Source organism: Pseudomonas sp. FP2338 (assembly GCF_030687515.1).
Classification (GTDB): domain Bacteria; phylum Pseudomonadota; class Gammaproteobacteria; order Pseudomonadales; family Pseudomonadaceae; genus Aquipseudomonas; species Aquipseudomonas salomonii.
The window spans coordinates 6,065,515-6,090,575 of record NZ_CP117436.1 but is presented as its reverse complement, the minus strand read 5'-3'; the positions used below and the strand labels follow the sequence as shown (position 1 = coordinate 6,090,575).

At 60.9% G+C, this 25,061-nt stretch carries 22 protein-coding genes; 9 read left to right on the top strand and 13 right to left on the bottom strand.

What is annotated here, in order from left to right; translation table 11 throughout:
• Window positions 1–4 precede the first annotated feature (4 nt).
• Complete coding sequence (locus PSH96_RS27685; RefSeq protein WP_305456415.1) at window positions 5–517, top strand: dihydrofolate reductase; 513 nt, start codon at window positions 5–7, stop codon at window positions 515–517.
• 120 nt (window positions 518–637) lie between these two features.
• Here the strand turns inward: PSH96_RS27685 and PSH96_RS27680 are convergent, their stop codons facing one another.
• Window positions 638–2,029, bottom strand: a complete 1,392-nt coding sequence (locus PSH96_RS27680; protein WP_305456414.1) for an L-cystine transporter — start codon at window positions 2,027–2,029, stop codon at window positions 638–640.
• A gap of 241 nt (window positions 2,030–2,270) precedes the next feature.
• Here PSH96_RS27680 and PSH96_RS27675 point away from each other — a divergent pair, with 241 nt between their 5' ends.
• The gene (locus tag PSH96_RS27675; protein ID WP_305456413.1) at window positions 2,271–3,329 is read left to right on the top strand and encodes a haloacid dehalogenase-like hydrolase; all 1,059 of its coding nucleotides are present in this window, start codon (window positions 2,271–2,273) and stop codon (window positions 3,327–3,329) included.
• Between the two features lie 241 nt (window positions 3,330–3,570).
• On the opposite strand, the gene ilvD is transcribed toward PSH96_RS27675, so the two are convergent.
• From ilvD to PSH96_RS27660, 3 genes are all read right to left on the bottom strand, one after another.
• Window positions 3,571–5,412, bottom strand: a complete 1,842-nt coding sequence (gene ilvD, locus PSH96_RS27670; protein ID WP_017139479.1) for a dihydroxy-acid dehydratase — start codon at window positions 5,410–5,412, stop codon at window positions 3,571–3,573.
• A 331-nt stretch (window positions 5,413–5,743) separates the two neighbouring features.
• Window positions 5,744–6,904, bottom strand: a complete 1,161-nt coding sequence (locus tag PSH96_RS27665) for an MFS transporter (RefSeq protein ID WP_305456409.1) — start codon at window positions 6,902–6,904, stop codon at window positions 5,744–5,746.
• 203 nt (window positions 6,905–7,107) lie between these two features.
• Window positions 7,108–8,304 (bottom strand): class I SAM-dependent rRNA methyltransferase, encoded by a 1,197-nt coding sequence (locus PSH96_RS27660; protein ID WP_003213799.1) that lies wholly within the window; start codon window positions 8,302–8,304, stop codon window positions 7,108–7,110.
• Between the two features lie 296 nt (window positions 8,305–8,600).
• Here PSH96_RS27660 and PSH96_RS27655 point away from each other — a divergent pair, with 296 nt between their 5' ends.
• Window positions 8,601–9,413, top strand: coding sequence for an HDOD domain-containing protein (locus PSH96_RS27655; RefSeq protein WP_305460184.1), 813 nt, complete (start codon window positions 8,601–8,603; stop codon window positions 9,411–9,413).
• A gap of 21 nt (window positions 9,414–9,434) precedes the next feature.
• Window positions 9,435–10,247, top strand: a complete 813-nt coding sequence (mutM, locus tag PSH96_RS27650; RefSeq protein WP_017139476.1) for a bifunctional DNA-formamidopyrimidine glycosylase/DNA-(apurinic or apyrimidinic site) lyase — start codon at window positions 9,435–9,437, stop codon at window positions 10,245–10,247.
• 123 nt (window positions 10,248–10,370) lie between these two features.
• On the opposite strand, the gene PSH96_RS27645 is transcribed toward mutM, so the two are convergent.
• From PSH96_RS27645 to PSH96_RS27625, 5 genes are all read right to left on the bottom strand, one after another.
• Window positions 10,371–10,622: a YfhL family 4Fe-4S dicluster ferredoxin gene (locus PSH96_RS27645; RefSeq protein WP_029300613.1), complete on the bottom strand. Its 252-nt coding sequence runs from the start codon at window positions 10,620–10,622 to the stop codon at window positions 10,371–10,373.
• A gap of 226 nt (window positions 10,623–10,848) precedes the next feature.
• On the bottom strand, window positions 10,849–11,328 hold the full coding sequence (coaD, locus tag PSH96_RS27640; RefSeq protein ID WP_003195136.1) for a pantetheine-phosphate adenylyltransferase: 480 nt from the start codon (window positions 11,326–11,328) through the stop codon (window positions 10,849–10,851).
• Window positions 11,329–11,431: 103 nt separating this feature from the next.
• Entirely contained in the window at window positions 11,432–13,027 is a 1,596-nt protein-coding gene (locus PSH96_RS27635) for a GMC family oxidoreductase (protein ID WP_305456408.1), read from the bottom strand.
• Between the two features lie 87 nt (window positions 13,028–13,114).
• The gene (locus tag PSH96_RS27630) at window positions 13,115–13,660 is read right to left on the bottom strand and encodes a twin-arginine translocation pathway signal protein (RefSeq protein ID WP_305456407.1); all 546 of its coding nucleotides are present in this window, start codon (window positions 13,658–13,660) and stop codon (window positions 13,115–13,117) included.
• A gap of 28 nt (window positions 13,661–13,688) precedes the next feature.
• Window positions 13,689–15,116 (bottom strand): coniferyl aldehyde dehydrogenase, encoded by a 1,428-nt coding sequence (locus PSH96_RS27625; protein WP_305456405.1) that lies wholly within the window; start codon window positions 15,114–15,116, stop codon window positions 13,689–13,691.
• A gap of 146 nt (window positions 15,117–15,262) precedes the next feature.
• Here PSH96_RS27625 and PSH96_RS27620 point away from each other — a divergent pair, with 146 nt between their 5' ends.
• Both PSH96_RS27620 and PSH96_RS27615 read left to right on the top strand, forming a co-directional pair.
• The gene (locus tag PSH96_RS27620; RefSeq protein WP_106575697.1) at window positions 15,263–15,934 is read left to right on the top strand and encodes a TetR/AcrR family transcriptional regulator; all 672 of its coding nucleotides are present in this window, start codon (window positions 15,263–15,265) and stop codon (window positions 15,932–15,934) included.
• Window positions 15,935–15,967: 33 nt separating this feature from the next.
• A complete protein-coding gene (locus tag PSH96_RS27615) occupies window positions 15,968–16,822 on the top strand; it encodes a sulfurtransferase (RefSeq protein WP_305456403.1) in 855 nt (284 codons plus the stop codon).
• A 118-nt stretch (window positions 16,823–16,940) separates the two neighbouring features.
• Here PSH96_RS27615 and PSH96_RS27610 read toward each other — a convergent pair whose 3' ends face one another.
• The 4 genes from PSH96_RS27610 to PSH96_RS27595 form a co-directional block, all read right to left on the bottom strand.
• On the bottom strand, window positions 16,941–17,936 hold the full coding sequence (locus PSH96_RS27610) for a hydrolase (protein ID WP_305456401.1): 996 nt from the start codon (window positions 17,934–17,936) through the stop codon (window positions 16,941–16,943).
• Between the two features lie 170 nt (window positions 17,937–18,106).
• Window positions 18,107–18,724, bottom strand: coding sequence for a 16S rRNA (guanine(966)-N(2))-methyltransferase RsmD (rsmD, locus tag PSH96_RS27605; RefSeq protein WP_138813451.1), 618 nt, complete (start codon window positions 18,722–18,724; stop codon window positions 18,107–18,109).
• Window positions 18,724–20,214 carry a pitrilysin family protein gene (locus PSH96_RS27600; RefSeq protein WP_305456399.1) on the bottom strand — a complete coding sequence of 497 codons (1,491 nt, stop codon included), beginning with the start codon at window positions 20,212–20,214 and terminating at the stop codon, window positions 18,724–18,726. The genes rsmD and PSH96_RS27600 overlap by 1 nt, the downstream gene beginning before the upstream one ends.
• Window positions 20,207–21,562, bottom strand: coding sequence for a pitrilysin family protein (locus PSH96_RS27595; protein WP_065912227.1), 1,356 nt, complete (start codon window positions 21,560–21,562; stop codon window positions 20,207–20,209). The genes PSH96_RS27600 and PSH96_RS27595 overlap by 8 nt, the downstream gene beginning before the upstream one ends.
• Before the next feature lie 338 nt (window positions 21,563–21,900).
• Between PSH96_RS27595 and ftsY the strand changes: the two genes are divergently transcribed.
• The 3 genes from ftsY to ftsX are packed head-to-tail and all read left to right on the top strand — an operon-like array spanning window position 21,901 to window position 24,988.
• A complete protein-coding gene (gene ftsY, locus PSH96_RS27590; protein ID WP_305456398.1) occupies window positions 21,901–23,301 on the top strand; it encodes a signal recognition particle-docking protein FtsY in 1,401 nt (466 codons plus the stop codon).
• On the top strand, window positions 23,298–23,969 hold the full coding sequence (gene ftsE, locus PSH96_RS27585; protein WP_003213784.1) for a cell division ATP-binding protein FtsE: 672 nt from the start codon (window positions 23,298–23,300) through the stop codon (window positions 23,967–23,969). The genes ftsY and ftsE overlap by 4 nt, the downstream gene beginning before the upstream one ends.
• A complete protein-coding gene (gene ftsX, locus PSH96_RS27580) occupies window positions 23,966–24,988 on the top strand; it encodes a permease-like cell division protein FtsX (RefSeq protein ID WP_305456396.1) in 1,023 nt (340 codons plus the stop codon). The genes ftsE and ftsX overlap by 4 nt, the downstream gene beginning before the upstream one ends.
• Window positions 24,989–25,061: the final 73 nt, after the last annotated feature.

The following is a 25,061-nucleotide window of genomic DNA, read 5'->3' as shown; positions in this document are numbered from 1 at the left end:
CGGCATGAAAAAAACACTCCCTTTAAGCCTGATCGCAGCCCTCGGTGAAAACCGCGTGATCGGCGTCGACAACAGCATGCCCTGGCATTTGCCGGGGGATTTCAAATATTTCAAGGCCACCACGCTCGGCAAGCCGATCATCATGGGGCGCAAGACCTGGGATTCCCTGGGCCGACCGTTGCCGGGGCGCCTGAACATTGTGGTCAGCCGTCAGACCGGCTTGGCGCTGGAAGGTGCGGAAGTTTTTCCGTCACTGGACGCGGCGGTTGAGCGCGCTGAAGCCTGGGCGCTGGAACAGGGCGTGGATGAGCTGATGCTGATCGGCGGTGCGCAGTTGTATGCGCAAGGGCTGCAGCAGGCGGATCGCCTGTATTTGACGCGGGTGGCGTTGAGCCCGGAAGGCGATGCGTGGTTTCCGGAGTTTGATTTGAACCAGTGGAAGCTGGTTTCAAACCTGGAGAATCCAGCTGAAGGTGATAAGCCGGCGTACAACTTCGAAGTCTGGGAAAAAGCCTAAAGATCTGGCGCGCTTAATGTGGCGAGGGAGCTTACTCCCGCTGGAGAGCGAAGCGCTCCCAAGATTCTTGGGCCGCTACGCAGCCCAGCGGGAGCAAGCTCCCTCGCCACAGAGGCAGTGTTAAACCTGCGCTAATTCAGCATGCTCATCAGCATCCAGCAGCGCTTTATCCGTCTGCCCCATGATCTGGCTGGTAATCGCCCCGGCGGTCATCGAACCATTCACGTTCAACGCCGTGCGGCCCATGTCGATCAGCGGCTCCACGGAAATCAGCAGCGCCACCAGTGACACCGGCAAGCCCATCGCCGGCAGCACGATCAGTGCGGCGAAGGTCGCACCGCCGCCCACGCCTGCCACACCGGCCGAACTCAAGGTCACAATCGCCACCAGCGTCGCGATCCACAGTGGGTCCAGCGGGTTGATGCCCACGGTCGGTGCAACCATCACCGCCAGCATGGCCGGATAGAGACCGGCGCAACCGTTCTGGCCGATGGTCGCGCCAAACGAGGCGGCAAACCCGGCGATGGATTGCGGAATGCCCAGGCGACGGGTCTGCGCTTCAATGCTCAGCGGAATGGCGGCTGCGCTGGAGCGGCTGGTGAACGCAAATGTCAGCACCGGCCACACTTTGCGGAAGAACCGCAGCGGGTTGATCCCGGCCAGCGACAGCAGCAGGCCGTGCACCACAAACATCAAGCCCAGCGCCAGGTAAGACACCACCACAAAACTGCCGAGCTTGATGATGTCTTGCAGGTTGGAGCCGGCGACTACCTTGGTCATCAGCGCCAATACACCGTAGGGCGTCAGCTTCATCACCAGGCGCACCAGGCGCATTACCCAGGCTTGCAGGGTGTCGATGGCGCTGAGCACTTTCTGGCCTTTTTCCACGTCATCCTTGAGCAGTTGCAGCGCGGCAACCCCCAGGAATGCAGCGAAAATCACCACGCTGATGATCGACGTCGGCTTGGCGCGCGCCAGGTCGGCAAACGGGTTGGCCGGCACGAACGACAGCAGCAACTGCGGGATATTCAGGTCGGCTACCTTGCCGGCGTAATCGCTCTGGATCACTTGCAGGCGTGCCATTTCCTGGGTGCCGGCCACCAAGCCTTCGGCGGTGAGGCCGAACAGGTTGGTCAGGCCGATACCGATCAGCGCCGCAATCGCGGTGGTGAACAGGAGCGTGCCGATGGTCAGGAAGCTGATCTTGCCCAGGGACGAGGCGTTGTGCAGGCGCGCCACAGCACTGAGGATCGAGGCGAACACCAGCGGGATCACGATCATCTGCAGCAGTTGCACGTAGCCATTGCCGACCAGATCAAACCAACTGATCGAGGCCTTTAGCACGGGGTTGCCGTCACCATAAAGGGTGTGCAAAGCCGCGCCGAACACCACGCCCAGTACGAGGGCAAACAGCACCTTCTTGGCGAGGCTCCAGTTGGTGTGACGGGTTTGTGCCAGGCCCAACAACAGGGCCACGAACACCAGTAAGTTGAGAATCAGGGGCAGATTCATTGAAGCTCCGTTGAGAAGGCAGCCAATCGCGCGAGCCTGCGATTGCGAACCGGGAAGCCTAACAGTTTGAAATATATTGATTTAATACCAATATGGAATGGTCACTGTCGTTTTTGGAATAAGCATTTGGCGCTCAGGCACATGCCCTTGGCGTTATCACGACGCAAGCGGTCGTGCTCGGGCGATAACTGTCATACAGATTTGTTAGCGTCGATGTCTTTCACTCAGGGATAAAACGCTTATGAAGCTTGCGCCAAAACTGCTTGCCGCCGCCTTCTGCCTCGGCCTCGTCAGCCAGGCATTTGCCGCCACCGAGTTGAAACACTGGCCGGCGCCCGCCGCCGAGCAACTGAACAAGATGATCGCCGCGAATGCCAACAAGGGTAACTTCGCGGTGTTCGACATGGACAACACCAGTTACCGCTACGACCTCGAAGAGTCCTTGCTGCCCTACATGGAAAACAAGGGCCTGATCACCCGCGAGAGCATGGACCCGTCCCTGAAGCTCATGCCGTTCAAGGACACCGCCGACCACAAGGAAAGCCTGTTCAGCTACTACTATCGCCTCTGCGAAGTCGACGACATGGTCTGCTACCCGTGGGTTGCGCAGATTTTCTCGGGCTTCACCCTCAAGGAACTCAAGGTCCAGGTAGATGAGCTGATGGCTTCCGGCAAGCCGGTGCCGGTCACCTACTTTGAAGGCGACGTGGTGAAGAAATCCGAGGTGCAGCCGCCGAAAGTCTTCACCGGCCAGGCCGAGCTGTACAACAAGCTGATGGAAAACGGCATCGAGGTGTATGTGATGACCGCCGCGTCCGAGGAGCTGGTGCGCATGGTCGCCGCCGATCCGAAGTACGGCTACAACGTCAAACCCGAGAACGTCATCGGCGTGAGCACCTTGCTCAAAGACCGCAAGACTGGCGAGCTGACCACGGCGCGTAAGCAGATCACTGCGGGCAAATATGACGAGAAGGCCAACCTGGGCCTCGAACTCACCCCCTACCTGTGGACTCCGGCGACCTGGATGGCCGGCAAGCACGCAGCGATCCTCACCTACATCGACGAATGGAAAAAGCCGGTGATCGTCGGCGGCGACACGCCTTCCAGCGATGGCTACATGCTGTTCCACGATGTGGACGTGGCCAAAGGCGGTGTTCACTTGTGGATCAACCGCAAGGACAAATACATGACCCAACTCAACGGGATGATGGCGAAGCACGCGGCGGCGCAGGCCAAGGAAGGGTTGCCGGTGACGGCGGACAAGAACTGGGTGATCGTCAAGCCGGAAGAGATTCAGTAAGACCGAGTCGCCTGCTTCGCGAGCAAGCCCGCTCCCACATTCGATCGCATTCTCAAGTTGGAACTCGGTCAACTGTGGGAGCGGGCTTGCCTGCGATAGCGCTCGGTCAGGCTCAGAGAGGCAAGCTGACACACCGCCATCGCAGGCAAGCCAGCTCCCACAGTTGATCTCCATTGTTTGATGGAGGTTTATCAGGCAAAAAAATGCCCCGCACGTGGCGGGGCATTTTTATGGGCGGGGCTTACAGGCCGTCGAGCATCGCCTTGTTACGCACAGCACCTTTGTCGGCACTGGTGGCCAACAGGGCGTAGGCCTTCAGCGCGGTGGTGACTTTGCGCGGACGCTTCTCCACCGGCTTCCAGCCTTTCTTGTCCTGCTCGACGCGGCGCGCGGCCAGTTCTTCGTCGCTGATCAGCAGGTTGATCGAGCGGTTCGGAATGTCGATCAGCACCTTGTCGCCATCCTGTACCAGACCGATCGCGCCGCCGGCAGCAGCTTCCGGCGAAGCGTGGCCGATGGACAGGCCCGAAGTCCCGCCAGAGAAACGCCCGTCGGTCAGCAAGGCGCAGGCTTTGCCCAGGCCCTTGGACTTCAGGTAGGACGTCGGGTAGAGCATCTCCTGCATACCCGGGCCGCCTTTCGGGCCTTCGTAGCGGATGATCACGATGTCGCCTTCTTTCACTTCGTCGGCGAGGATGCCGCGCACCGAGCTGTCCTGGCTTTCGTAGATCTTGGCGCGGCCTTCGAACACATGGATGGATTCATCCACACCGGCGGTTTTCACCACGCAGCCGTCGAGGGCAATGTTGCCGTACAGCACGGCCAGGCCGCCTTCTTGCGAGTAGGCGTGCTCGACACTGCGGATGCAGCCGTTTTCACGGTCGTCGTCCAGGGTTTCCCAACGGGTCGACTGGCTGAACGCGGTCTGGGTCGGAATGCCCGCCGGGCCAGCCTTGAAGAAATGATGCACCGCTTCGTCGTCAGTCTGGGTGATGTCCCACTTAGCGATGCCTTCGGCCAGGGATTTGCTGTGCACGGTCGGCAGGTCGGTGTGCAACAGACCGCCACGGGCCAGCGAACCGAGGATCGAGAAGATCCCGCCGGCGCGGTGCACGTCTTCCATGTGGTACTTCTGGATGTTCGGCGCGACTTTGCACAGTTGCGGCACGTGGCGGGACAGGCGGTCGATGTCGCGCAGGTCGAAGTCGATCTCGGCTTCTTGCGCCGCGGCCAGCAAGTGCAGGATGGTGTTGGTGGAACCGCCCATGGCGATGTCCAGGGTCATGGCGTTTTCGAACGCCTTGAAGTTGGCGATATTGCGCGGCAACACCGACTCATCGTTCTCGGTGTAGTAACGCTTGCACAGCTCGACGATGGTGCGGCCAGCCTGCAGGAACAGCTGTTCGCGGTCGCTGTGGGTGGCCAGGGTGGAGCCGTTGCCCGGCAAGGCCAGGCCCAGGGCTTCCACCAGGCAGTTCATCGAGTTGGCGGTGAACATGCCGGAGCACGAACCGCAGGTCGGGCAGGCGCTGCGCTCGTATTCCGCGACCTTCTCGTCGGACGCGCTGGAATCGGCGGCGATGACCATGGCGTCGACCAGGTCGAGGCCGTGGGAAGCGAGCTTGGTCTTGCCGGCTTCCATCGGGCCGCCGGAGACGAAGATCACCGGGATGTTCAGGCGCAGGGCGGCCATCAACATGCCAGGGGTGATCTTGTCGCAGTTGGAGATGCACACGATGGCGTCGGCGCAGTGGGCGTTGACCATGTATTCCACGGAGTCGGCGATGATCTCGCGGCTCGGCAGGGAATACAGCATGCCGTCATGGCCCATGGCGATGCCGTCATCCACGGCGATGGTGTTGAATTCCTTGGCTACGCCACCGGCGCGTTCGATTTCGCGGGCGACCAGTTGGCCCAGGTCCTTGAGGTGGACGTGGCCCGGTACGAACTGGGTGAACGAGTTGGCAATCGCGATGATCGGCTTCTTGAAGTCGTCATCTTTCATCCCCGTGGCACGCCACAGTGCGCGGGCGCCGGCCATGTTGCGGCCATGGGTGGATGTTTTCGAGCGGTAATCTGGCATGGAGCACTCCGGGCGGCTAATCAGGTAACTACTAATCAGGTACTACTGGGGAGTGAGCTTCTATTGACGTCTGGAGCACCCGAAAAATGGCCGTGGTGTCCAAAAGTTGCCACTCGCGTCGCGGGATCGCCGCTTGCTTGGGCCTTGAGCTCATAAACCCGCCGGGGGATGACTGGCGATGAATAGGCCGATTCTACACCGCTGGTGGCTGGAGGGAATGGCCGTCTGTGGCGAGGGCGCTTACTCCCGCTCAGTGGCAAACCGGTTCGGGCCTTTTTGGGAGCGCTTCGCACCCCAGCGCAAGCAAGCTTGCTCGCCACAGTGGAGGGCGCTAACGCCCGGTTCGCGCATTCGCCCACCAGCCCCACAGGCTGAAAACCATGAAGCTTGCGGCGATGGTCGTCAGCAAGTGCGTGCCGGTTTGAGCGAGTGCGGCGCTGCTGACGGCGGCGGTGAGGAACATGATGCTGTTGCCTGCCGATGCCGCCGTGCCTGCGCTGCTTGAGAACAACAGCATTGCCGCCGAGATGGCCGCCGGTCGAACCAGTGTTACGGCCAGGGCGCTGATCAGCATTGGGATCAACAAGGTAATGGTGGTGATGGCTTCAAAGCAGATGATCAGCAGGAGCAATGCCCCCGCGACCAGCAATAAACCGAGGCCGATGTTGATCTGCCGGGACAGTGAAATGCGCTTTTGCAGATACGAAGCCGCCACGCCGCCGAGCAAATAGGCCACGCCGTACACCATCAGCACCAAGGCGTACTGGTATTCGGAGAGTTTCAGCGCATCCATGAAAATCAACGGCGTCACGCTGATCAGCGCGAAGTAGCAGGCAAACACCAGTGCGGCGATCCACCAGTAGCGCAGGAAGTTTTTGTTGCTGGCGACGGCTTTAAGCGTGCCAATGATCGACACCGGCGCGCGGTACGGGCCGGCGGACCTGGAAGGCAAGATGCACAACGCATGGATCAACATGCCCAGTGCCATCAGCGCAAAGCCGTAGAAGCTGCCTTGCCAGTCGAAGGTGGTTTGCAGCCAGGAGCCGATCAGCGGCGAGAGCGCCACAAACGAACCGCTAAGGGTCATGTAATACAGGCGTACGCGGGCGCGGTCCTGCTCTTCGAACAGGTCTTCGACCAGTGCATGGCCCAGTACGAAAAAGCCGCAGCCCATGGCCTGCACGCAGCGAAACAGCAGGAAGGTCAGGTAGTCGGACGCGAACGCGCAACCCATCGCGCCGAGGATCGACAGCGTAATGCAGCCGATCAGCACTTCCTTGCGGCCCCATTTATCCGACAGCGGGCCTGCAATCAATTGGGAAATTGAAAACACCAGCGTGAACAGACTGATCGACAGTGCGATTTCTGCGGTAGGTGTGTCGAACCTGGCAGCCAGCGCGGGAAACGAGGGCAGCAGAATGTTAATCGGGAAGAAACTGATCAGGGAAATGCAGGTGATGAGAATGAAGCGGGAGAGGTAGGGCCCAGACATTGTTTTTGTTTTCCGGAGTAATTCCAGAAACCGATACTAGTCTGCGAAATGTGGAATTCAATCAAAACCGTTGAAGGATGGCTTGCGCCGGAAAAATGTGGGAGCGGGCTTGCCCGCGATGGCTGAGTGTCAGTCAACAAACTCATCAACAGGTCCACCGCTATCGCAGGCAAGCCAGCTCCCACATTTGATCTGCGTGTTGCTTAGCTATTAGGCAACAACCGGCACGTAATGCTCTTGATGTACCGCGTCTCGGCAATCGCCGGGTGCACCGGATGGTCCGGGCCCTGGCCGCCGCGTTCGAGCATCTGGATATTGCGGTCCAGGTGGCGGGCGCTGGTCAGCAGGATGTTTTGCAGGTCGTCTTCCGGCAGGTGCATCGAGCAAGAGGCGCTGACCAGGATGCCGTCCTTGCTGAGCAGGCGCATGGCTTGCTCGTTCAGGCGGCGGTAGGCGCCTTCGCCGTTTTTCATGTCTTTTTTGCGTTTGATGAAGGCCGGTGGGTCGGCAACGATCACGTCGAAGCGTTCTTCGCTGGCTTTCAGTTCCTTCAGGGCTTCGAACACGTCGCCTTCGATGCAGGTCATCTTCTCGGCAACACCGTTCAGCGCAGCGTTGCGCTCAACACCGTCGAGGGCGAAGGCCGAGGCGTCGACGCAGAACACTTCACTGGCACCGAACGCTGCAGCTTGCACGCCCCAGCCGCCGATGTAGCTGTACAGGTCGAGTACGCGTTTGCCTTTGGCATACGGGGCCAGGCGGGCGCGGTTCATGCGGTGGTCGTAGAACCAGCCGGTTTTCTGGCCCTGGATCACCGGGGCTTCGAATTTCACGCCGTTTTCTTCCAGCGCAACCCACTCCGGCACCAGGCCGAACACGGTTTCGACGTAGCGGTTGAGGCCTTCGGCGTCGCGCGCGGCGGAGTCGTTCTTGAACAGGATGCCGCTTGGCTTGAGCACTTGGGTCAACGCGGCGATCACGTCTTCCTTATGGGCTTCCATGGTTGCCGAGGCGATCTGTACCACCAGGATGTCGCCGAAACGGTCGACCACCAGGCCCGGCAACAGGTCGGAATCACCGTAGACCAGGCGGTAGAACGGCTTGTCGAACAGGCGGTCACGCAGGGACAGCGCGACGTTGATGCGGTGCACCAGCAGCGATTTATCCAGCGGCAACTTGATGTCGCGCGACAGCAGACGGGCGCAGATCAGGTTGTTCGGGCTCATGGCCACGATGCCCAAAGTCTTGCCGCCGGCCGCTTCCAGGATAGCCTGGTCGCCTGCCTGGAAGCCGTGAAGTGGGGTGGCGGCCACGTCGATTTCGTTGCTGTAGACCCACAGGTGGCCGTTGCGCAAACGACGATCGGCGTTGGCTTTGAGACGCAGGCTTGGCAGGGACATGACGTCGCTCCGGAAAAAAGAGCGGGAGTATACCCTGTTGTGCCGTGCTAGGCGGAGCCGCCGGACATGTGGGAGCGGGCTTGCTCGCGAATGCGTTGGGTCAGTACCGGATGAGCTGGCTGACCCACCGCTTTCGCGAGCAAGCCCGCTCCCACATTTGATCCCGTTTCAATCCGGTTTTTGAGGTGTCGGTCAGCTTCCCATAGAGGTTAGAATTCACGCCTAGTCCAGAGTGTGTATTTATGTCCCCAGAGCTTTCCGCCGAGCAGATCCAACAGGCCCTGCAAGGCATCAGCGTGCCGCCTCAACCGCAAATCATGGTGGATTTGCAGATGGAGCAGTACATGCCCGACCCGGACCTGGAAGTGATCGCGCGGTTGATCTCCCAGGACCCGGGCCTGTCCGGCGCGCTGCTGAAGATCGTCAACTCGCCGTATTACGGCCTGAGCAACAAGATCGCCTCGATCCAGCGGGCGGTGAACCTGCTGGGCAGTCGCTCGGTCATCAACCTGATCAACGCGCAGTCGATCAAGGGCGAGATGAGTGACGACACCATCGTTACTCTCAACCGCTTCTGGGACACCGCCCAGGACGTGGCCATGACCTGCCTGACCCTGGCCAAGCGCACCGGTTCGCAAGCGGTCGACGAGGCCTATGCCTTGGGCCTGTTCCACGATTGCGGCGTGCCGCTGATGCTCAAGCGCTTCCCCAATTACATGGCGGTGCTGGAGCAGGCGTATGCCAATGCCGGCCCGGATTGCCGGGTGGTCGACACCGAGAACAACGCGTTCAACACCAACCATGCCGTGGTCGGCTACTACACCGCCAAATCCTGGCGCCTGCCGGAGCATGTGACCGACGCGATCGCCAACCACCACAATGCCCTGGCGATTTTCAGCGATGAGTCATCGCGCAACCCGCAACTTAAAAACCTGTTGGCGATCCTCAAGATGGCCGAGCACATCTGCTCGTCCTGCCGCGTGCTGGGTAACCAGTCGGCGGACCATGAGTGGGATGCCATCGGCCATCTGGTGCTGGATTACGTGGGCCTGTCGGACTACGACTTTGAAAGCCTGAAGCTGTCCATTCGCGAACTGGGCGCCCACTGATCCTTTAATCAAGAGGTACACATGCCCGAGTTACCCGAAGTCGAAACGACCCGTCGCGGGATTGCGCCGCATTTGGAAGGCCAACGCGTCAGCCGTGTGGTGGTGCGTGAGCGGCGCCTGCGCTGGCCGATCCCGGAAGACCTGGATGTGCGCCTGTCGGGGCAGCGCATCGTGCTGGTGGAGCGGCGGGCCAAGTACCTGTTGATCAATGCTGAAGTGGGCACGTTGATCAGCCATTTGGGGATGTCGGGCAATTTGCGCTTGGTGGAGGTCGGTTTGCCGGCGCTCAAGCATGAGCATGTGGATATCGAGCTGGAGTCTGGCCTGGCGCTGCGCTACACCGACCCTCGGCGTTTCGGTGCGATGCTCTGGAGCCAGGACCCGCACAACCACGAACTGCTGCTGCGCCTGGGGCCGGAGCCGTTGACCGACCTGTTTGATGGCGAGCGTCTGTTCCAGCTCTCGCGTGGCAAGTCGATGGCGGTGAAGCCGTTCATCATGGACAACGCGGTGGTGGTGGGCGTGGGCAATATCTACGCGACGGAAGCGTTGTTTGCGGCGGGGATAGATCCGCGTCGGGCTGCGGGCGGTATCTCGCGCGGGCGCTACTTGAAGCTGGCGATCGAGATCAAGCGCGTGCTGGCGGCGGCTATCGAGCGGGGCGGCACCACGTTGCGGGACTTTATCGGCGGCGACGGGCAACCGGGGTATTTCCAGCAGGAGTTGTACGTCTACGGCCGGGGTGGCGAGGCGTGCAAGGTCTGCGGGAGCGAGTTACGCAATGTGGTGCTGGGGCAGCGGGCGAGTGTGTTTTGCCCCAAGTGCCAGAGCTGAGTGCCGGGTGATGGCTGATGTCGCCATCGCAGGCAAGCCAGTTCCCACATTTGAATGTATTCACAACTCTAAATGTGGGAGCTGGCTTGCCTGCGATGAGGCCTTTACAGGTAGTAAATAACTTCAGGCCTTGCCGGTAATCAACCGGTACTTCTCCATCAACTGCTCTTCAGTCTCAGGCCGTGCCTCATCCAGCGGAATGCAATCCACCGGGCACACTTGCTGGCACTGAGGTTCGTCGTAGTGGCCGACGCACTGGGTGCACAGGTTGGGGTCGATCACGTAGATCTCTTCGCCCTGGGAAATCGCAGCGTTCGGGCACTCGGGTTCGCAGACGTCGCAGTTGATGCAATCGTCGGTGATGATCAAGGACATGGAAACTCCTGCCAGGGCTGTCAGCCAGGGCATCTGAAAACTAATGCGCGCAATTGTGCCGCATTGGCGCCCGCAGTGCGAGCGTGTGGCAAGCCCGAATGTCGGTCGTTGCCTCTGTGGCGAGGGAGCTTGCTCCCGTTGGGGCGCGGAGCGGCCCCGCTTTGCTCGAAACCATTGGGACTGCTGCGCAGTCCAGCGGGAGCAAGCTCCCTCGCCACAAAGAGCCTTACTTCTTGAAGCGCAGGGTCAGCGCATCGGCCACGGCGGGATGCACGAATTTGGTGATATCTCCGCCCAAAGCGGCAATTTCACGCACCAACGTCGAGGAAATGAATGAGTAACGCTCAGACGGCGTGAGGAACAGGCTTTCCACGTCCGGCGCCAGTTGGCGGTTCATGTTGGCCAGCTGGAATTCGTATTCGAAATCCGACACCGCGCGCAGACCACGCAGGAACACATTGGCGTTCTGCTCTTTGGCGAAGTGCGCGAGCAACGTGGAAAAGCCCACCACTTCCACGTTGGGCAGGTGCTTGGTGACCTCCTGCGCCAGCTCCACGCGCTGTTCCAGGGGAAACAGCGGGTTTTTCTTGGGGCTGGCCGCGACCGCGATGATCACATGGTCGAACAAGCGAGACGCACGTTCGACCAGATCGCCATGGCCTTTGGTAATCGGGTCGAAGGTTCCTGGGTACAACACTCGGTTCATCGCGTCGTCCTGGCGGAGTCCGTTGGGGAACCGGATGGTATCGCAGCATGCCCGGTGGGCCAAGTCGACTTATGTAGATAGATACCGTGAATACCCGGTTTTTTCATGCCGTTTTCAGACGTTCGGCCAATGCCGTCGCCAGTTGCGCAGTCAGCCCGTACACCGATAATTGCGGGTTGGCGCCAATGCTGGTGGGGAACAGCGAGCCGTCGTGGATCGACAGGTTACGCAATTGATGATGGCGGCCGAGGCTGTCGGCCACCGCGTTTTTCGGGTCTTCGCCCATGGCGCAACCGCCCATCACATGGGCGCTGCCCAGCGTGGTGCGGTGCAGTTCCAGGCTCAGGCCATCGATCAGGCTGCGTGCCTCGGCCAGGGTATTTACGTAGCGTGCATCGTGATGCAGCGGCTTGACCGACTTGGCGCCCGCCGCGAACTGAATCTCTGCCATGGTATGAAACGCACGGCGCAGGCCGTCCCAAGCGTAATCCGAGACCTGATAGTCGAGCACCGGCGTGCCGTCGCCACGTAATTCCACCGTGCCACCAGGGCTGTCGGGGTGAAAACCGTCGCGCAGCAGGGCGAGCATGGCGTGGGTGTGGGGCAACTGGCTCATGTCCAGCGCATTTCCGGTGCCGTAGCCACCGAACAGGGTGCTGGCCAGGCCAGGATGCAGCGGCGGCGCCTCCAGCTTGTAGGACATTTTGCCGGTGGTGCCGTCCTGCCACTGGAAGTGGTCGGAATAGATCGACTGCGGCGCACCATAGAACGGGTTGATCACCTCGTCGAACTGCCCGGCGGAGAAATTCACCAGGTGCAGGAAGGTACGCTTGCCCAGTCGCGAATGCGGGTCGGGCGCGCTCGAGCGCATCAACAGCGCCGGGCTATTGATGCCGCCGCCCGCCAGCACGTAATGCTTGGCCTTGACCGTGATCTTGCGCCCGGTAGGCGCCACGCAACGCTCATCCATGGCCACGCATTCGAGGCTACTGATGGTGTCGCCGCTGTATTTCAGGTGCTCGGCGCGGGCCAGGTAGAGCAGTTCGCCGCCCTTTTCCAGCGTAGAGGGAATGGTGGTCACCAGCATCGATTGCTTGGCGTTGACCGGGCACCCCATGCCGCAATAACCCAGGTTGAAGCAGCCGCGCACGTTGCGTGGGATCACGTGCCAGCTATAGCCGAGCTTTTCGCAGCCTTTGCGGATCACATCATTGTTGGCATTCGGTGGAATGGCCCAGGGGGCGATGCCCAGGCGTTGTTCCATCTTTTCGAACCATGGCGCCATCTCGGCGCTGCTGTGGCCTTTGACCGCGTATTCACTGGCCCAGTGGGCGAGGGTGGCGTCGGGCGTGCGAAAGCTCGAGGTCCAGTTGATCAGCGTAGTGCCGCCGACGGCACGCCCCTGCAGGATAGTAATCGCGCCGTCCTTGCTCATGCGGCCGATGCCTTCCTGATAGAGGCTGGCATAGGCTTCGTCTTCGAGCAGCTTGAAGTCGCTGCTGGTCTTGAGCGGGCCTTCTTCGATCAGCAGCACTTTGTAGCCCGCAGCACTGAGGATCTCGGCAGTGGTGCCGCCACCCGCGCCACTGCCGATAATGGCCACATCGGCTTCCAGGGTCAGGTCATTACTGAGGGCGGCGCCATTGTGGGTTTTCCAGCCACGGGCCAGGCCATCGCGGAACAGATCGGGTACGGGCATAGAAGTGCACTCTTATTTTTATACGAAGTTGCATTCAGTGTGGGAGCTGGCTTGCCAGCTCCCACATTTTTGATCGGGTTGTCAGGGTTAGATCTTGGGTGGGCCGGGGTAGCCGCAATGCGCCCAGGACGCCGGCCGGAAGTACCAGGCCATGATCACCAGCTTGAGCAGCGAGCCCTGGCCCATGCGCAGCAGGTTCAGGTAGCTGTTTTCCCAGCGGTGCAGGAAGTTGCGGATCTGATCGCTGCTGGCGTTTTCCCAGCTGCCCCAAATGCCGGTCAACGGGCCACGGGTGATGCCCATGCTCAGCACGTCGAACAGCTGCTGGGTGAGCTTGAACATCTCCGGCGACAGGTTTTGCAGGCTGTAGTCGAGTTTTTTCAGGGTGTCGTCGATGCCGGCGACCACGTCCTGTGCGCTGGCCGCGCCTTCGAGCAGCACCGGGATGATTGCGCGCAAAAACGGCAAGTCACTGCTGCGCAGCATGGCAAAGCCACTGGCCGGGGTACTGCTGGAACAGCCGCTGAGGCTGGCCCCCAAGCCGGCGGTGGCCAGGAACGCACTGGCGCACAGGCCGATTTTCAGGACGCCGCGCCGTGACAGCGCAGGTGTTTCAGTCAGGCTAGGGTTCATTCTTATTGTTATCCCGAGGGTGGCGGAATCAGCGGATAAACAGCTTCTGGATCAGTTTCTGGATGGCTTTGCCATAAGGCGGGTAGATCAGTTTCGCCGCGTTCAGGCGCTGTTTGACCAGCACACCCTTGGCCTTGCTGAACGTGAGGAAACCTTCATGGCCGTGGTAATGGCCCATGCCCGACGGGCCGATACCGCCAAAGGGCATGTCGTCCTGGGCCACATGCAGCAGCGTGTCGTTGAGGCAAACACCGCCGGAATGGGTTTCGTGGAGCACGCGGTTCTGTTCGCCCTTGTTGTAGCCAAAGTAATACAGGGCCAGTGGGCGAGGGCGCTGGTTGATGTAGGCAAACGCTTGGTCGAGACCGCGATAAGGCACGATAGGCAGCAGCGGGCCGAATATTTCATCCTGCATCACCGTCATCTCGTCGCTGACATTCAGCAACAGGCTATGGGCCATACGCCGTGCCTGGCCTTGGTCATACAGCGCAATCAGGGTGGCGCCCTTGTCGGTGGCGTCTTTGACGTAGGCATTGAGCCGGGCCTGTTGCCGCTCATTGATGATGGCGGTGTAGTCCGGGTTGTCGGCCAGTGTCGGATAGAACCCGCGAACGGCGTTGCTGTAGGCTTCGACGAAACCGTCAATGCGGTCTTCCGGCACCAGCACGTAGTCGGGTGCCACACAGGTTTGCCCGGCATTCAGGCATTTACCGAAGGCGATGCGCTCAGCGGCGTCCTTGAGTGGCACATCGGCGGAAACAATGGCCGGCGATTTGCCGCCCAGTTCCAGGGTGACCGGTGTCAGGTGCTCGGCGGCCGCGCGCATCACATGCTTGCCGATGCTGGTGGCGCCAGTGAACAGCAGGTGGTCGAAGCGCAGTTTGGAAAATGCCATGCCCACTTCGGCTTCGCCCAGCACCACGCACACCAGGTCCTCGGGGAAAATCTTCGCCAGCAGCGCCTTAAGCAGTTCGCCCGTGGCCGGCGTGGATTCACTGAGTTTGAGCATTACCCGGTTTCCCGCCGCCAACGCGCCGACCAATGGGCCAATGGCCAGGTACAGCGGGTAGTTCCAGGGGACAATCACCCCGACTACACCCAGCGGCTGATAGATGACTTTGGCTGAGGCCGGTTGGAAGGCAATGCCTACTGCGCGCCGGGAAGGTTTCATCCAGCCTTTGAGGTGTTTGCTGGCGTAGTGAATGCCATGCAGGCTGGGCATCAATTCGGCGAACAGCGTTTCGTCTGCGCTGCGGTGGCTGAAGTCCTGGCTGATGGCGGTGATCAGCGCCTGGCGTTCGTCGCTGAGCACATCGCGTAAGGCCTTTAGCCACTGCTGGCGCTGCGCAGCGGGCGGCATCGGGTTGGCCGCGTAGGCGCGACGTTGGGCGTCGAACAGGTCCTGGAGATGATCCAGCGCCTGGGAATCTTGCAGGTAGGCAACGTTGGCAGACATGGCGCAGTTCCCGATTGTTATAGGTCTGCCTGGATTTTTAGAGTCATTGCTCTAAATTGTCAAATGTCATTGCAGCAACATGCGGATTTATCCTGACAAGGATAGGCCGTAAGATGCCCCATCCCGTGTTCAGAAGCTGATCCCCTATGGCACCACGAGTAAAGACCAGCGAGCGCATTGTGCAAACCAGCCTGGAGCTTTTTAACCAGCAGGGTGAGCGCAGCGTCAGTACCAACCATATCGCCGCCCATATGGAAATTTCCCCGGGCAACCTGTACTACCACTTCCCCAACAAGCAGGCGATCATCGCCGTGCTGTTTCGTGAGTACGAAGTGTTGGTGGACAGTTTTCTGCGCCCGCCCCAGGGCCGCGCCGTCACCGTCGAAGACAAGCGCTTTTACCTGCAGGCCGTGCTGGCCGGGATGTGGCGTTATCGCTTCCTGCATCGGGACCTCGAACACCTGCTGGAAAGCGACCCGGAACTGGCCACCGGCTACCGGCGGTTTTCCCAGCGCTGCCTGATCCAGGGCGGGGCCATTTACCAAGGGTTTGTCGACGCCGGCATCCTCAATATGGACCCGGTGCAAACCGAGGCCCTGACCCTCAATGCCTGGATCATCCTCACCTCGTGGGTGCGATTCCTGTGCACCACTAATGAAAACTCCGCGCACTTGAGCGCCGAAGCGATCAAGCGTGGTGTGTATCAGGTGCTGGTGCTGGAGGCGGGGTTTGTCACGCCTCAGGCGAAAGAGGCGGTGGATGCGCTGTTTAAAGAGTTTTACGTGCCGTTGAACCAGGCACTGGAAGAAGTGAAGTAGGACCTATCCCGAATCTGTTCACAGGAGCCCGTCATGCCGCTTGCCCAACTGATCAGCCCCCAGCAATTGGCCGAACGCCAGAAGGCCACAGGGCTGGTGATCCTGGATTGTCGTTTTGCCCTCGAAGACCCGGACTACGGGCTGTGCAGCTATGCCGAAGGGCATATCGAAGGCGCGCAATATGCCGACCTGGAGCGCCACCTCAGTGGGCCGGTGACCAAAGGCGTGACCGGTCGCCACCCGTTACCGGCGGCGGACACTTTGGTTGCGCAACTGCGGGCCTGGGGCATCCATGCCAACACTGACATCGTCCTGTACGACGACGGCCCCGGCGCCTATGCCGCCCGCGCCTGGTGGTTGCTGGCCTGGCTGGGTAAGCGCGACGGTGTGTTTATCCTAGACGGTGGCCTCAAGGCCTGGCACGCCGCCGGTTTCCCGTTGAGCCTCGATGCACCGGTGGTTGAGCCGGGAACGTTTGCCGGTAAGCCGGACAACCGCCTGCTGCTGGATGCCGAGCATTTGCAAAAACGCTTGGGCGAACCGGGCCTGACCTTGATCGACGCCCGCGCCCAGGCGCGTTTTCGCGGCGAAGTGGAGCCGATTGACCCGATTGCCGGGCACATTCCCGGTGCGCAATGTGCGGCGTTCAACGAAAACCTGGGCAGTGACGGCCGCTTCCTGCCGGCCGATCAGCTTAAACAGCGCTTCGCCGCGCAGTTGCAGGGCCGCTCACCGGATGAACTGGTGGCGTATTGCGGTTCGGGCGTGACGGCGTGCCACAACTTGTTTGCCTTGAGTTTGGCGGGTTACCCGTTGGGCAAGTTGTATTCGGGGTCCTGGAGTGAGTGGATTACCGATCCCTCTCGGGAAATAGCAACCGGTGACTGAGCCACTGGCCATGTAAACCCAATCAAACTGTGGGAGCGGGCTTGCTCGCGAATGCGGAGTGTCAGTCGATAGATTTGTGACTGATACACCGCCTTCGCGAGCAAGCCTCCCACATTTTTTAACTGTGTTGTGTCAGTAGCCACTGCGGAATGCGACGTTCCAGGTAGTAGCTCGGGCGTTTCAGCGTCCCGTCCACAAACCCCACATGACCACCTTTTGCCAGCAGCTCAAACTCGGTGCAATCCGACAGTTCACTGGCCTCGGGCAGGCTATGAGCAAACACGAACGGGTCGTCGGCGGCCTGGATAATCAGGGTCGGCGTGCGGATTTCACCCAGGTAGTAACGGCTCGAGGCGCGGCGGTAATAGTCCTCGGCGCTGAGGAACCCGTGCAGCGGCGCGGTAACCCGGCCGTCGAAGTCCCAGAACGTGCGCATTTTCTCCAATGAGCCAAGGGCTTCCAGGGTTTTCAGCCCTTCGGCCCTGCCATCCTGTACAAAGCGGCTTTGCTTGACGCGGATATACGCCAACATCTCGCGCATGAAATGCCTCTGATACACTCGCGAAAAGCCCAGCCCGATGCGATCGGCGCACTGGTCCAGTCGAAACGGCACCGACACTGCCGCTGCGCCTTGCAGCCCGGATGCCTCGCCGGTTTCGCCCAGGTGCTTGAGCAGCACATTGCCGCCCAACGAATAACCCACCGCGTACAGCGGCGCCAAGGGTCGCTTGGCCCGCAGATGGGCAATCGCCGCCGCCAGGTCTTCACTGGCACCGGAGTGATAGCTGCGTGCCAACAGGTTTGGCTCGCCCGAGCACCCACGCCAATTCAAGGCGGCGCTGGCCCAACCTTGGGCGGCGAGGGCTTTTTGCAGTCCGGCCACATAAGGCGAGTTGGACGAGCCGGTCAGCCCGTGCAATACCAGCACCAATGGCGCTTGCGCGTCATGAGGGCCGTGCCAGTCGAGGTCAAGAAAGTCGCCGTCATCCAGCCATAGGCGTTCGCGTTGGCGTTCGATATGGGTGGTGGGGCGCCACAGTGGCCCCCACAGGGTTTGCAAGTGAGGGTTGCCGAGGCCGAAGGCGGGTTTGAACAGCTCAGAGGACGGGATCATGAAACTCTCGGTAGCAGCGAACTCACTGTGGCGAGCGAGCTTGCTCGCGCTGGGCTGCGTAGCAGCCCCATCAGGAACACTGCATTTATTCAGTCAGAACACTATTGCAGGTTTTGGGGCCGCTTCGCAGCCCAGCGGGAGCAAGCTCCCTCGCCACAGATGAAACCGGATCAGGCGGTAGTTTCGACCAACCGATGCCACAACGCGTAATACACCCGACCGGACTTCTGCTCCCGGTGCAGGCGCCAGCTGCCCGGCAGGCCGAGGGTAGACGGGGCGGTCTCGCTTTCAGTGTAGATCCACGCATCGGGTGCCAGCCACTGGCGTTCTTCCAGCAACGCACACACCGTCGGCAACAGGTTCTGGTTGAACGGCGGGTCGAGGAACACCACGTCGTATTCGCTGGCCGCCTGGGTTTCCAGGTAGCGCAGCGCATCGGCGGTCTGCACCTGGCCGGTGGTGCAGCGCAGTGTGCCCAAGTGTTCCTTGAGGCTGGACACTGCCACATTGCTGGCATCCAGTGCCTGGCCCTGGGCCGCGCCACGGGACAGCGCCTCCAGGAACAGCGCGCCACTGCCGGCGAACGGGTCCAGTACCTTGGCGCCGCCGATATACGGCGCGAGCCAGTTGAACAGGGTTTCACGCACGCGGTCCGGCGTTGGGCGCAGGCCCACGACGTCGGGGAAACTCAGCTTGCGGCTGCCCCATTCACCGCCAATGATGCGCAGTTGGCCCACACCGTTATGCACGTTGTGGACAGGTTTTTTCGGGCGAGATGAACTGGCCATTAATGCTCCGGAACCCCGAGCGGCTGCTCGGCGGGTTTATCAGTGGGGGGCGGTAGTGGCTTTTGCGCAATCGTCGGGCCGGCGGTCACGATGACCATCTTGTCGGCGCTCAAGTGTTTATTCATTGCAGCCTTGACCTGCTCTACGGTCAGGGCCTGGGATTGTTTCATGAAATCCTCAAGATAGCTCAGCGGCAGGTTATAGAAACCCATGGCGCCCAGCTGCCCGACGATATCCGCGTTGCTCGCGGTGGACAGCGGGAAGCTGCCGGCCAGCTCACGCTTGGCGTCGTCCAGTTCCTTTTGCGTCGGGCCGGTCTTGAGGTAGTCGGCCAGCACGTCTTCAACCAGGCGCAGAGTGCCGCCGCTCATTTCGGCGCGGGTCTGCAGGTTGATCATGAACGGGCCACGCACCTGCATCGGCGAGAAACCGGAGTAAACACCGTAGGTCAGGCCGCGCTTCTCACGTACTTCGCTCATCAAGCGGGTGCCGAAACCGCCGCCGCCGAGGATCTGGTTGCCCAGGGACAAGGCGGCGTAGTCCGGGTCGGCGCGGTCGATGCCCAGTTGCGCGAACAGCAAATGGGTTTGCTTGGACGGGAATTCGATATGGCTCAGGCCAGCTTTCGGCTCGGTCGGCTGGGCGATCTTGGCCAGGGCCGGGCCTTTGGGCAGCGATGCGGAGACCTTGGCCGTCATGGCTTCAGCCTCGGCGCGAGTCAGATCGCCCACCACGGCAATCACCGCATTGCCCGCCGCATAAGCCTTGGCGTGGAACGCCTGCAACTGCGCCAGGGTAATCGCCGGAATGCTCTCGGGCGTGCCTTCGCTCGGGTGCGCGTAAGGGTGGTCGCCATACAAGCGCTTGAACAGCTCAAGGCTGGCCAGCTTGCCGGGGTTCTGTTTCTGGTACTCAAAACCGGCAAGAATCTGGTTCTTGATGCGCGCCAGGGAGTCGGCCGGGAAAGTCGGCTTGCCGATTACCTGATCAAACAGCGCCAGGGCCGCGTCGCGCTTGTCGCTATCACTCAGGCTGCGCAGGGACACCAACGCCATGTCGCGAAAAGCGCCATTGCCGAAGTCGGCGCCCAGCCCTTCAAAGCCGCTGGCGATCTGGCTGACATCCTTGCCCGGTATGCCTTCGTTGAGCATGGCGTTGGTCAGCAGCGCCACGCCGGGCGTGTTGCCGTCCTGGCTGCTGCCGGCGGCGAACAGGATGCGCATGTCGAACATCGGCAGTTCGTGGGCCTCGACGAACAGCACCTTGGCGCCTTCGGCGGTGGTCCAGGTTTGCACGTCGAGCTTGCGGTTGGTCGGCGCCTTGCCGTCCAGTTCCGCCAAAGATTGCAGTGTGTTGGCCGATTGCGCCTTGTCCAGGGCCTGGCTGGCCACGGATTCACTCGGGCGCAGGAAGTACACGGCGCTGGCGGCGATCAGGGTGACGACGACCAGGCCGGGGAAGATCAGGCGGCTGCTTTTGCGATTACTCATGAGCGGTCTCCTCGGGCAAAACATGGGCGACGCTCAAACGTTCGCGGGTGAAATAAGTACGTGCGGCTTTCTGGATATCTTCCGGGGTCACGCTTTGCAGGTCGGCAAGCTCGGTGTCCATGAGTTTCCAGGACAGGCCAACGGTTTCCAGCGAGCCGATGGCCGTGGCCTGGCTGGTGATGGAATCACGTTGGTAAACCACACCGGCAATCACTTGGGCGCGGATACGTTCCAGTTCTTCGGTGGTCGGCGGCTTGGCTTTCAACTCGTCGAGCAAACGCCACAGGCCGGCTTCGGCCTGGGCAATGGTCTTTTTCTTCTGCTGGTTCGGTGTGGCGCTCAATGTGAAGAGGCTGTCACCACGGGTATAGGCGTCGTAACTGGTGGAGGCACCGGAGACCAGCTCTTCACCGCGCTCCAGTTGTTCCGAGATACGCGCGCTGTAGCCGCCATCGAGCAGGGCCGAGAGCAGGCGCAGGGCTTGCACCGAGCGTTTGTCTTCGGCAGTCGCCAGGCCCGGCACGTTAAAACCGAGGATCACGCTCGGCAGTTGGGTCTGCACGTGCAGGGTCAGCAAGCGCTCGCCAGGCTCGGCCAGCTCCAGCGGGATCTTGGCCGGTGGCACGTCACGCTTGGGGATCGGGCCGAAGTAGCGCTGGGCGAGTTTCTTGACCTCGTCCGGCGTCACATCGCCGACCACCACCAGCGTGGCGTTGTTCGGCACATACCAGGACTGGTACCAGTGGCGCAGTTCTTCGACTTTCATGCGCTCAAGGTCGGCCATCCAGCCGATGGTCGGCGTGTGGTAGCCGCTGGCCGGGTAGGCCATCGCCTTAAAACGTTCATAAGCCTTGGACATCGGGTTGTCGTCGGTACGCAGGCGGCGTTCTTCCTTGATTACCTCGATTTCGCGGCTGAACTCATCAGCCGGCAGACGCAGGCTGGCCATGCGGTCGGCTTCCAGCTCGAAAGCCACGCCCAGGCGGTCACGGGCCAGCACCTGGTAGTACGCGGTGTAGTCGTCGCTGGTGAAGGCGTTTTCTTCGGCGCCGAGGTCGCGCAGGATCAGCGAGGCTTCGCCGGGACCGACCTTGGCGCTGCCCTTGAACATCATGTGTTCCAGGGCGTGGGACAAACCGGTCTGGCCCGGGGTTTCATAGCTCGAGCCGACCTTGTACCAGACCTGGGAAACCACCACTGGCGCACGATGGTCTTCGCGCACGACCACTTTAAGGCCGTTATCGAGGGTGAATTCATGGGTGGGTTGTGGGTCGGCAGCCAAGGCTGAAAGAGGCAGACAAACTGTGCTGAGCAGCAGGCCTGCGGCGCGGCGGGCTAGAGCAATCATTCGTGTTTTAACCTGTTGGGCTACCCGCTTGGTCTTAGCGTCGGCGGGCGAGGAGGTGCTAGGATACTGATCCCGTTTGGACAGGGCCACTGTGGCGGCCATCTTGTCCCGGTTTCAGTCGTAGGAATGTAGGAGTTGGCGCTGGGTTTCCCCGACGATCTTCTACTTTTCGCCGATTTTGTCGCTTCAGTCCTTTATTGAAACGATTTGTTGAGGCCTTTATTTACGCCTTACAAAATGTTGCGCATGAACAAGCGAGCGTTAACGCAGTCTGTTCTGCATCGAATTTATTTACCGAGGCGCCCTGGCGCATCGCTACTTTGAGATAGCCGTCCTCCATGTTTGGTTCCAACGACGACAAGAAGAGCCCAGCTGCGGCTGGCGAGAAAAAAGGCCTGTTCGGATGGCTGCGCAAAAAGCCGCAGGAAACCGTCGTCGAACAGCCACAGGTTCAGCCTGAGCCGATTCCAGAACCCGTCATAGACGCTGAGCCGCCCGCGCCGGTGGTGTTGCCGATGGCCGAGCCGGTGTTGCAACCGATGGTCGAGGAGCAACCTGCGCCTGAGCCCGAGCACACGCCTTGGTTGGAACTGCCGGTGGCTGAAGAGCCTGTGGCACTGGTTGAAGATGTACAGGCCGAGCACGTCACGCCGCCGATTCCTGTGGTCGTTGAGCCGGTTGCAGTGGTAGTCGAAGCGCCTGCGCCCGTCATTGTTGAGCCTGCGCCTGCGCCTGTTGTCGTTGCCGCTCCTGCCATTATTGAGCCGCCGGTTACCCCGGAGCCTGTTGTGGCTCCCGCTGAAACCAGCAAAACCGGGTTCTTCGCCCGCCTCAAGCAAGGCCTGAGCAAAACCAGCGCCAGCATCGGCGAAGGCATGGCCAGCCTGTTCCTGGGCAAGAAGGTCATCGATGACGAACTGCTGGAAGACATCGAAACCCGTCTGCTCACCGCCGACGTGGGCGTTGAAGCCACTGCCGTGATCATCCAGAGCCTGACCCAAAAGGTTGCGCGCAAGCAGCTGACCGACGCCGATGCGCTCTACAAGTCCCTGCAGGCCGAACTGGCTGCGATGCTTAAACCTGTAGAAGCGCCGCTGGTGATCACGCCGAACAAGCCGTTCGTGATTTTGGTCGTCGGTGTCAACGGCGCCGGCAAAACCACCACCATCGGCAAGCTGGCCAAAAAGCTGCAGTCCGAAGGCAAGAAAGTCATGCTCGCCGCCGGCGACACCTTCCGCGCCGCTGCCGTGGAGCAGCTGCAGGTCTGGGGTGAGCGCAACAAGATCCCGGTGATCGCCCAGCACACGGGCGCCGATTCCGCCTCGGTGATCTTCGATGCCGTGCAAGCTGCCAAGGCCCGTAACATCGACGTGTTGATCGCTGATACTGCCGGTCGCCTGCACACCAAAGACAACTTGATGGAAGAGCTGAAGAAAGTGCGCCGCGTGATCGGCAAGCTCGACGCTGACGCCCCGCACGAAGTGCTGCTGGTGCTCGACGCCGGTACCGGCCAGAACGCTATCAGCCAGGCCAAACAATTCAACCAGACGGTGCAACTGACCGGCCTGGCATTGACTAAGCTCGACGGCACGGCCAAAGGCGGCGTGATCTTCGCCCTGGCTAAACAGTTCGGGTTGCCGATTCGTTATATCGGTGTCGGTGAAGGTATCGACGACCTGCGCACCTTTGAAGCCGAACCCTTTGTACAGGCACTTTTCGCCGAGCGGGAGCGTTCATGATTCGATTCGAACAGGTCGGTAAACGCTACGCCAACGGGCATGTGGGCTTGCATGAGCTGAGCTTTCGAGTACGGCGTGGCGAGTTTTTGTTTGTAACCGGCCACTCGGGCGCCGGTAAAAGTACGCTGCTGCGGCTGTTGCTGGCGATGGAGCGCCCGACCACCGGCAAGCTGCTGCTGGCCGGCCAGGACCTGGCGACCATCAGCAATGCGCAGATCCCGTTCCTGCGCCGCCAGATCGGCGTAGTGTTCCAGAACCACCAGTTGCTGTTTGATCGCACGGTGTTCAACAACATTGCCTTGCCGTTGCAGATTCTTGGCCTGTCCAAGGCTGAAATCGTCAAACGCGTGGATTCGGCCCTGGAGCGCGTGGCGCTGTCGGACAAGACCGACCTGTACCCGGGCGACCTGTCCACCGGCCAGCAACAGCGTGTCGGCATCGCCCGCGCCATCGTCCACCGCCCGGCCTTGCTGCTGGCGGACGAACCTACCGGTAACCTTGACCCGCGTCTGGCGGCTGAGATCATGGGCGTGTTCGAAGACATCAACCGCTTGGGTACCAGCGTATTGATCGCCAGTCATGACCTGGCACTGATCGCCCGCATGCGCCACCGCATGCTGACCTTGCAACGCGGCCGCCTGATCGGCGACGGGGAGGCTGGCGTATGAGTGCGACTCGCAGCCCCAAGGTTTCCGAGCGTGTGGCGCCAAAAGCCGCCGACCCGCAACCGCCGAAGAAAAAACGCGACGAAGATGATGGCCCGGATTTCGCCACGCTGCTGCGCGCCTGGATCGAAAGCCATCGCGCCAGCTTGGTCGACAGCCTGCGCCGCCTGGGCAAACAGCCGATCGGCAGCTTTTTCACCTGCCTGGTAATGGCCGTGGCACTGAGCCTGCCGATGGGTTTGTCGCTGCTGCTTAATAATGTGGAGCGCCTGGGCGGTTCCTGGCAGCGCGCGGCGCAGATTTCGCTGTACCTGGAACTCGACACCAGCGCCAAAGAGGGCGAGAGCCTGCGCGACGACATCAAGAACCTGCCGGGTGTGGCGGATGCCGAATACATCAGCCGCGATCAGGCCCTTGAAGAGTTCCAGCAGCAATCCGGTCTGGGTGAGGCGCTTAAAGAGTTGCCGCAGAACCCGCTGCCGGGCGTGGTGCTGGTGACACCGAACGAAGTCGACAAGCCGGCGCTTGAGGCCCTGCGACAAAAACTCGCAGAGATGCCCAAGGTGCAACAGGCACAACTTGATCTAGTCTGGGTAGAGCGCCTGGCGGCGATTCTCAAGCTGGGCGACCGCTTTGTGTTCGGTCTGACGGTGTTGTTGGTGTCTGCATTACTTTTGGTGATAGGTAATACCATTCGTCTTCATATTGAAAACCGCCGCACCGAGATAGAAGTGATTAAACTGGTCGGCGGCACAGACAGCTATGTGCGTAGGCCCTTTCTGTACATGGGCGCGCTTTATGGCTTTGGTGCCGGGATTTTGTCCTGGGGCGTGCTGGCTTTTGGCTTGAACTGGCTGAACGACGCGGTTGTCGGGCTGGCCGGCTTGTACGGCAGCGATTTTGCCCTGGCCGGCGTGCCGGTCGCCGACGGTCTGAGTCTCTTGCTTGGCGCCGTCTTGTTGGGGTATATCGGTGCTTGGATTGCGGTCGCTCGTCATTTACGTGAGCTGGCACCGAAGTAGTTAATGTCAGATTAATGTGGTTTCGTTTGTATTGACCGTATTGGTGGTTTAGGGAACTTGTCCTACGGTTCCC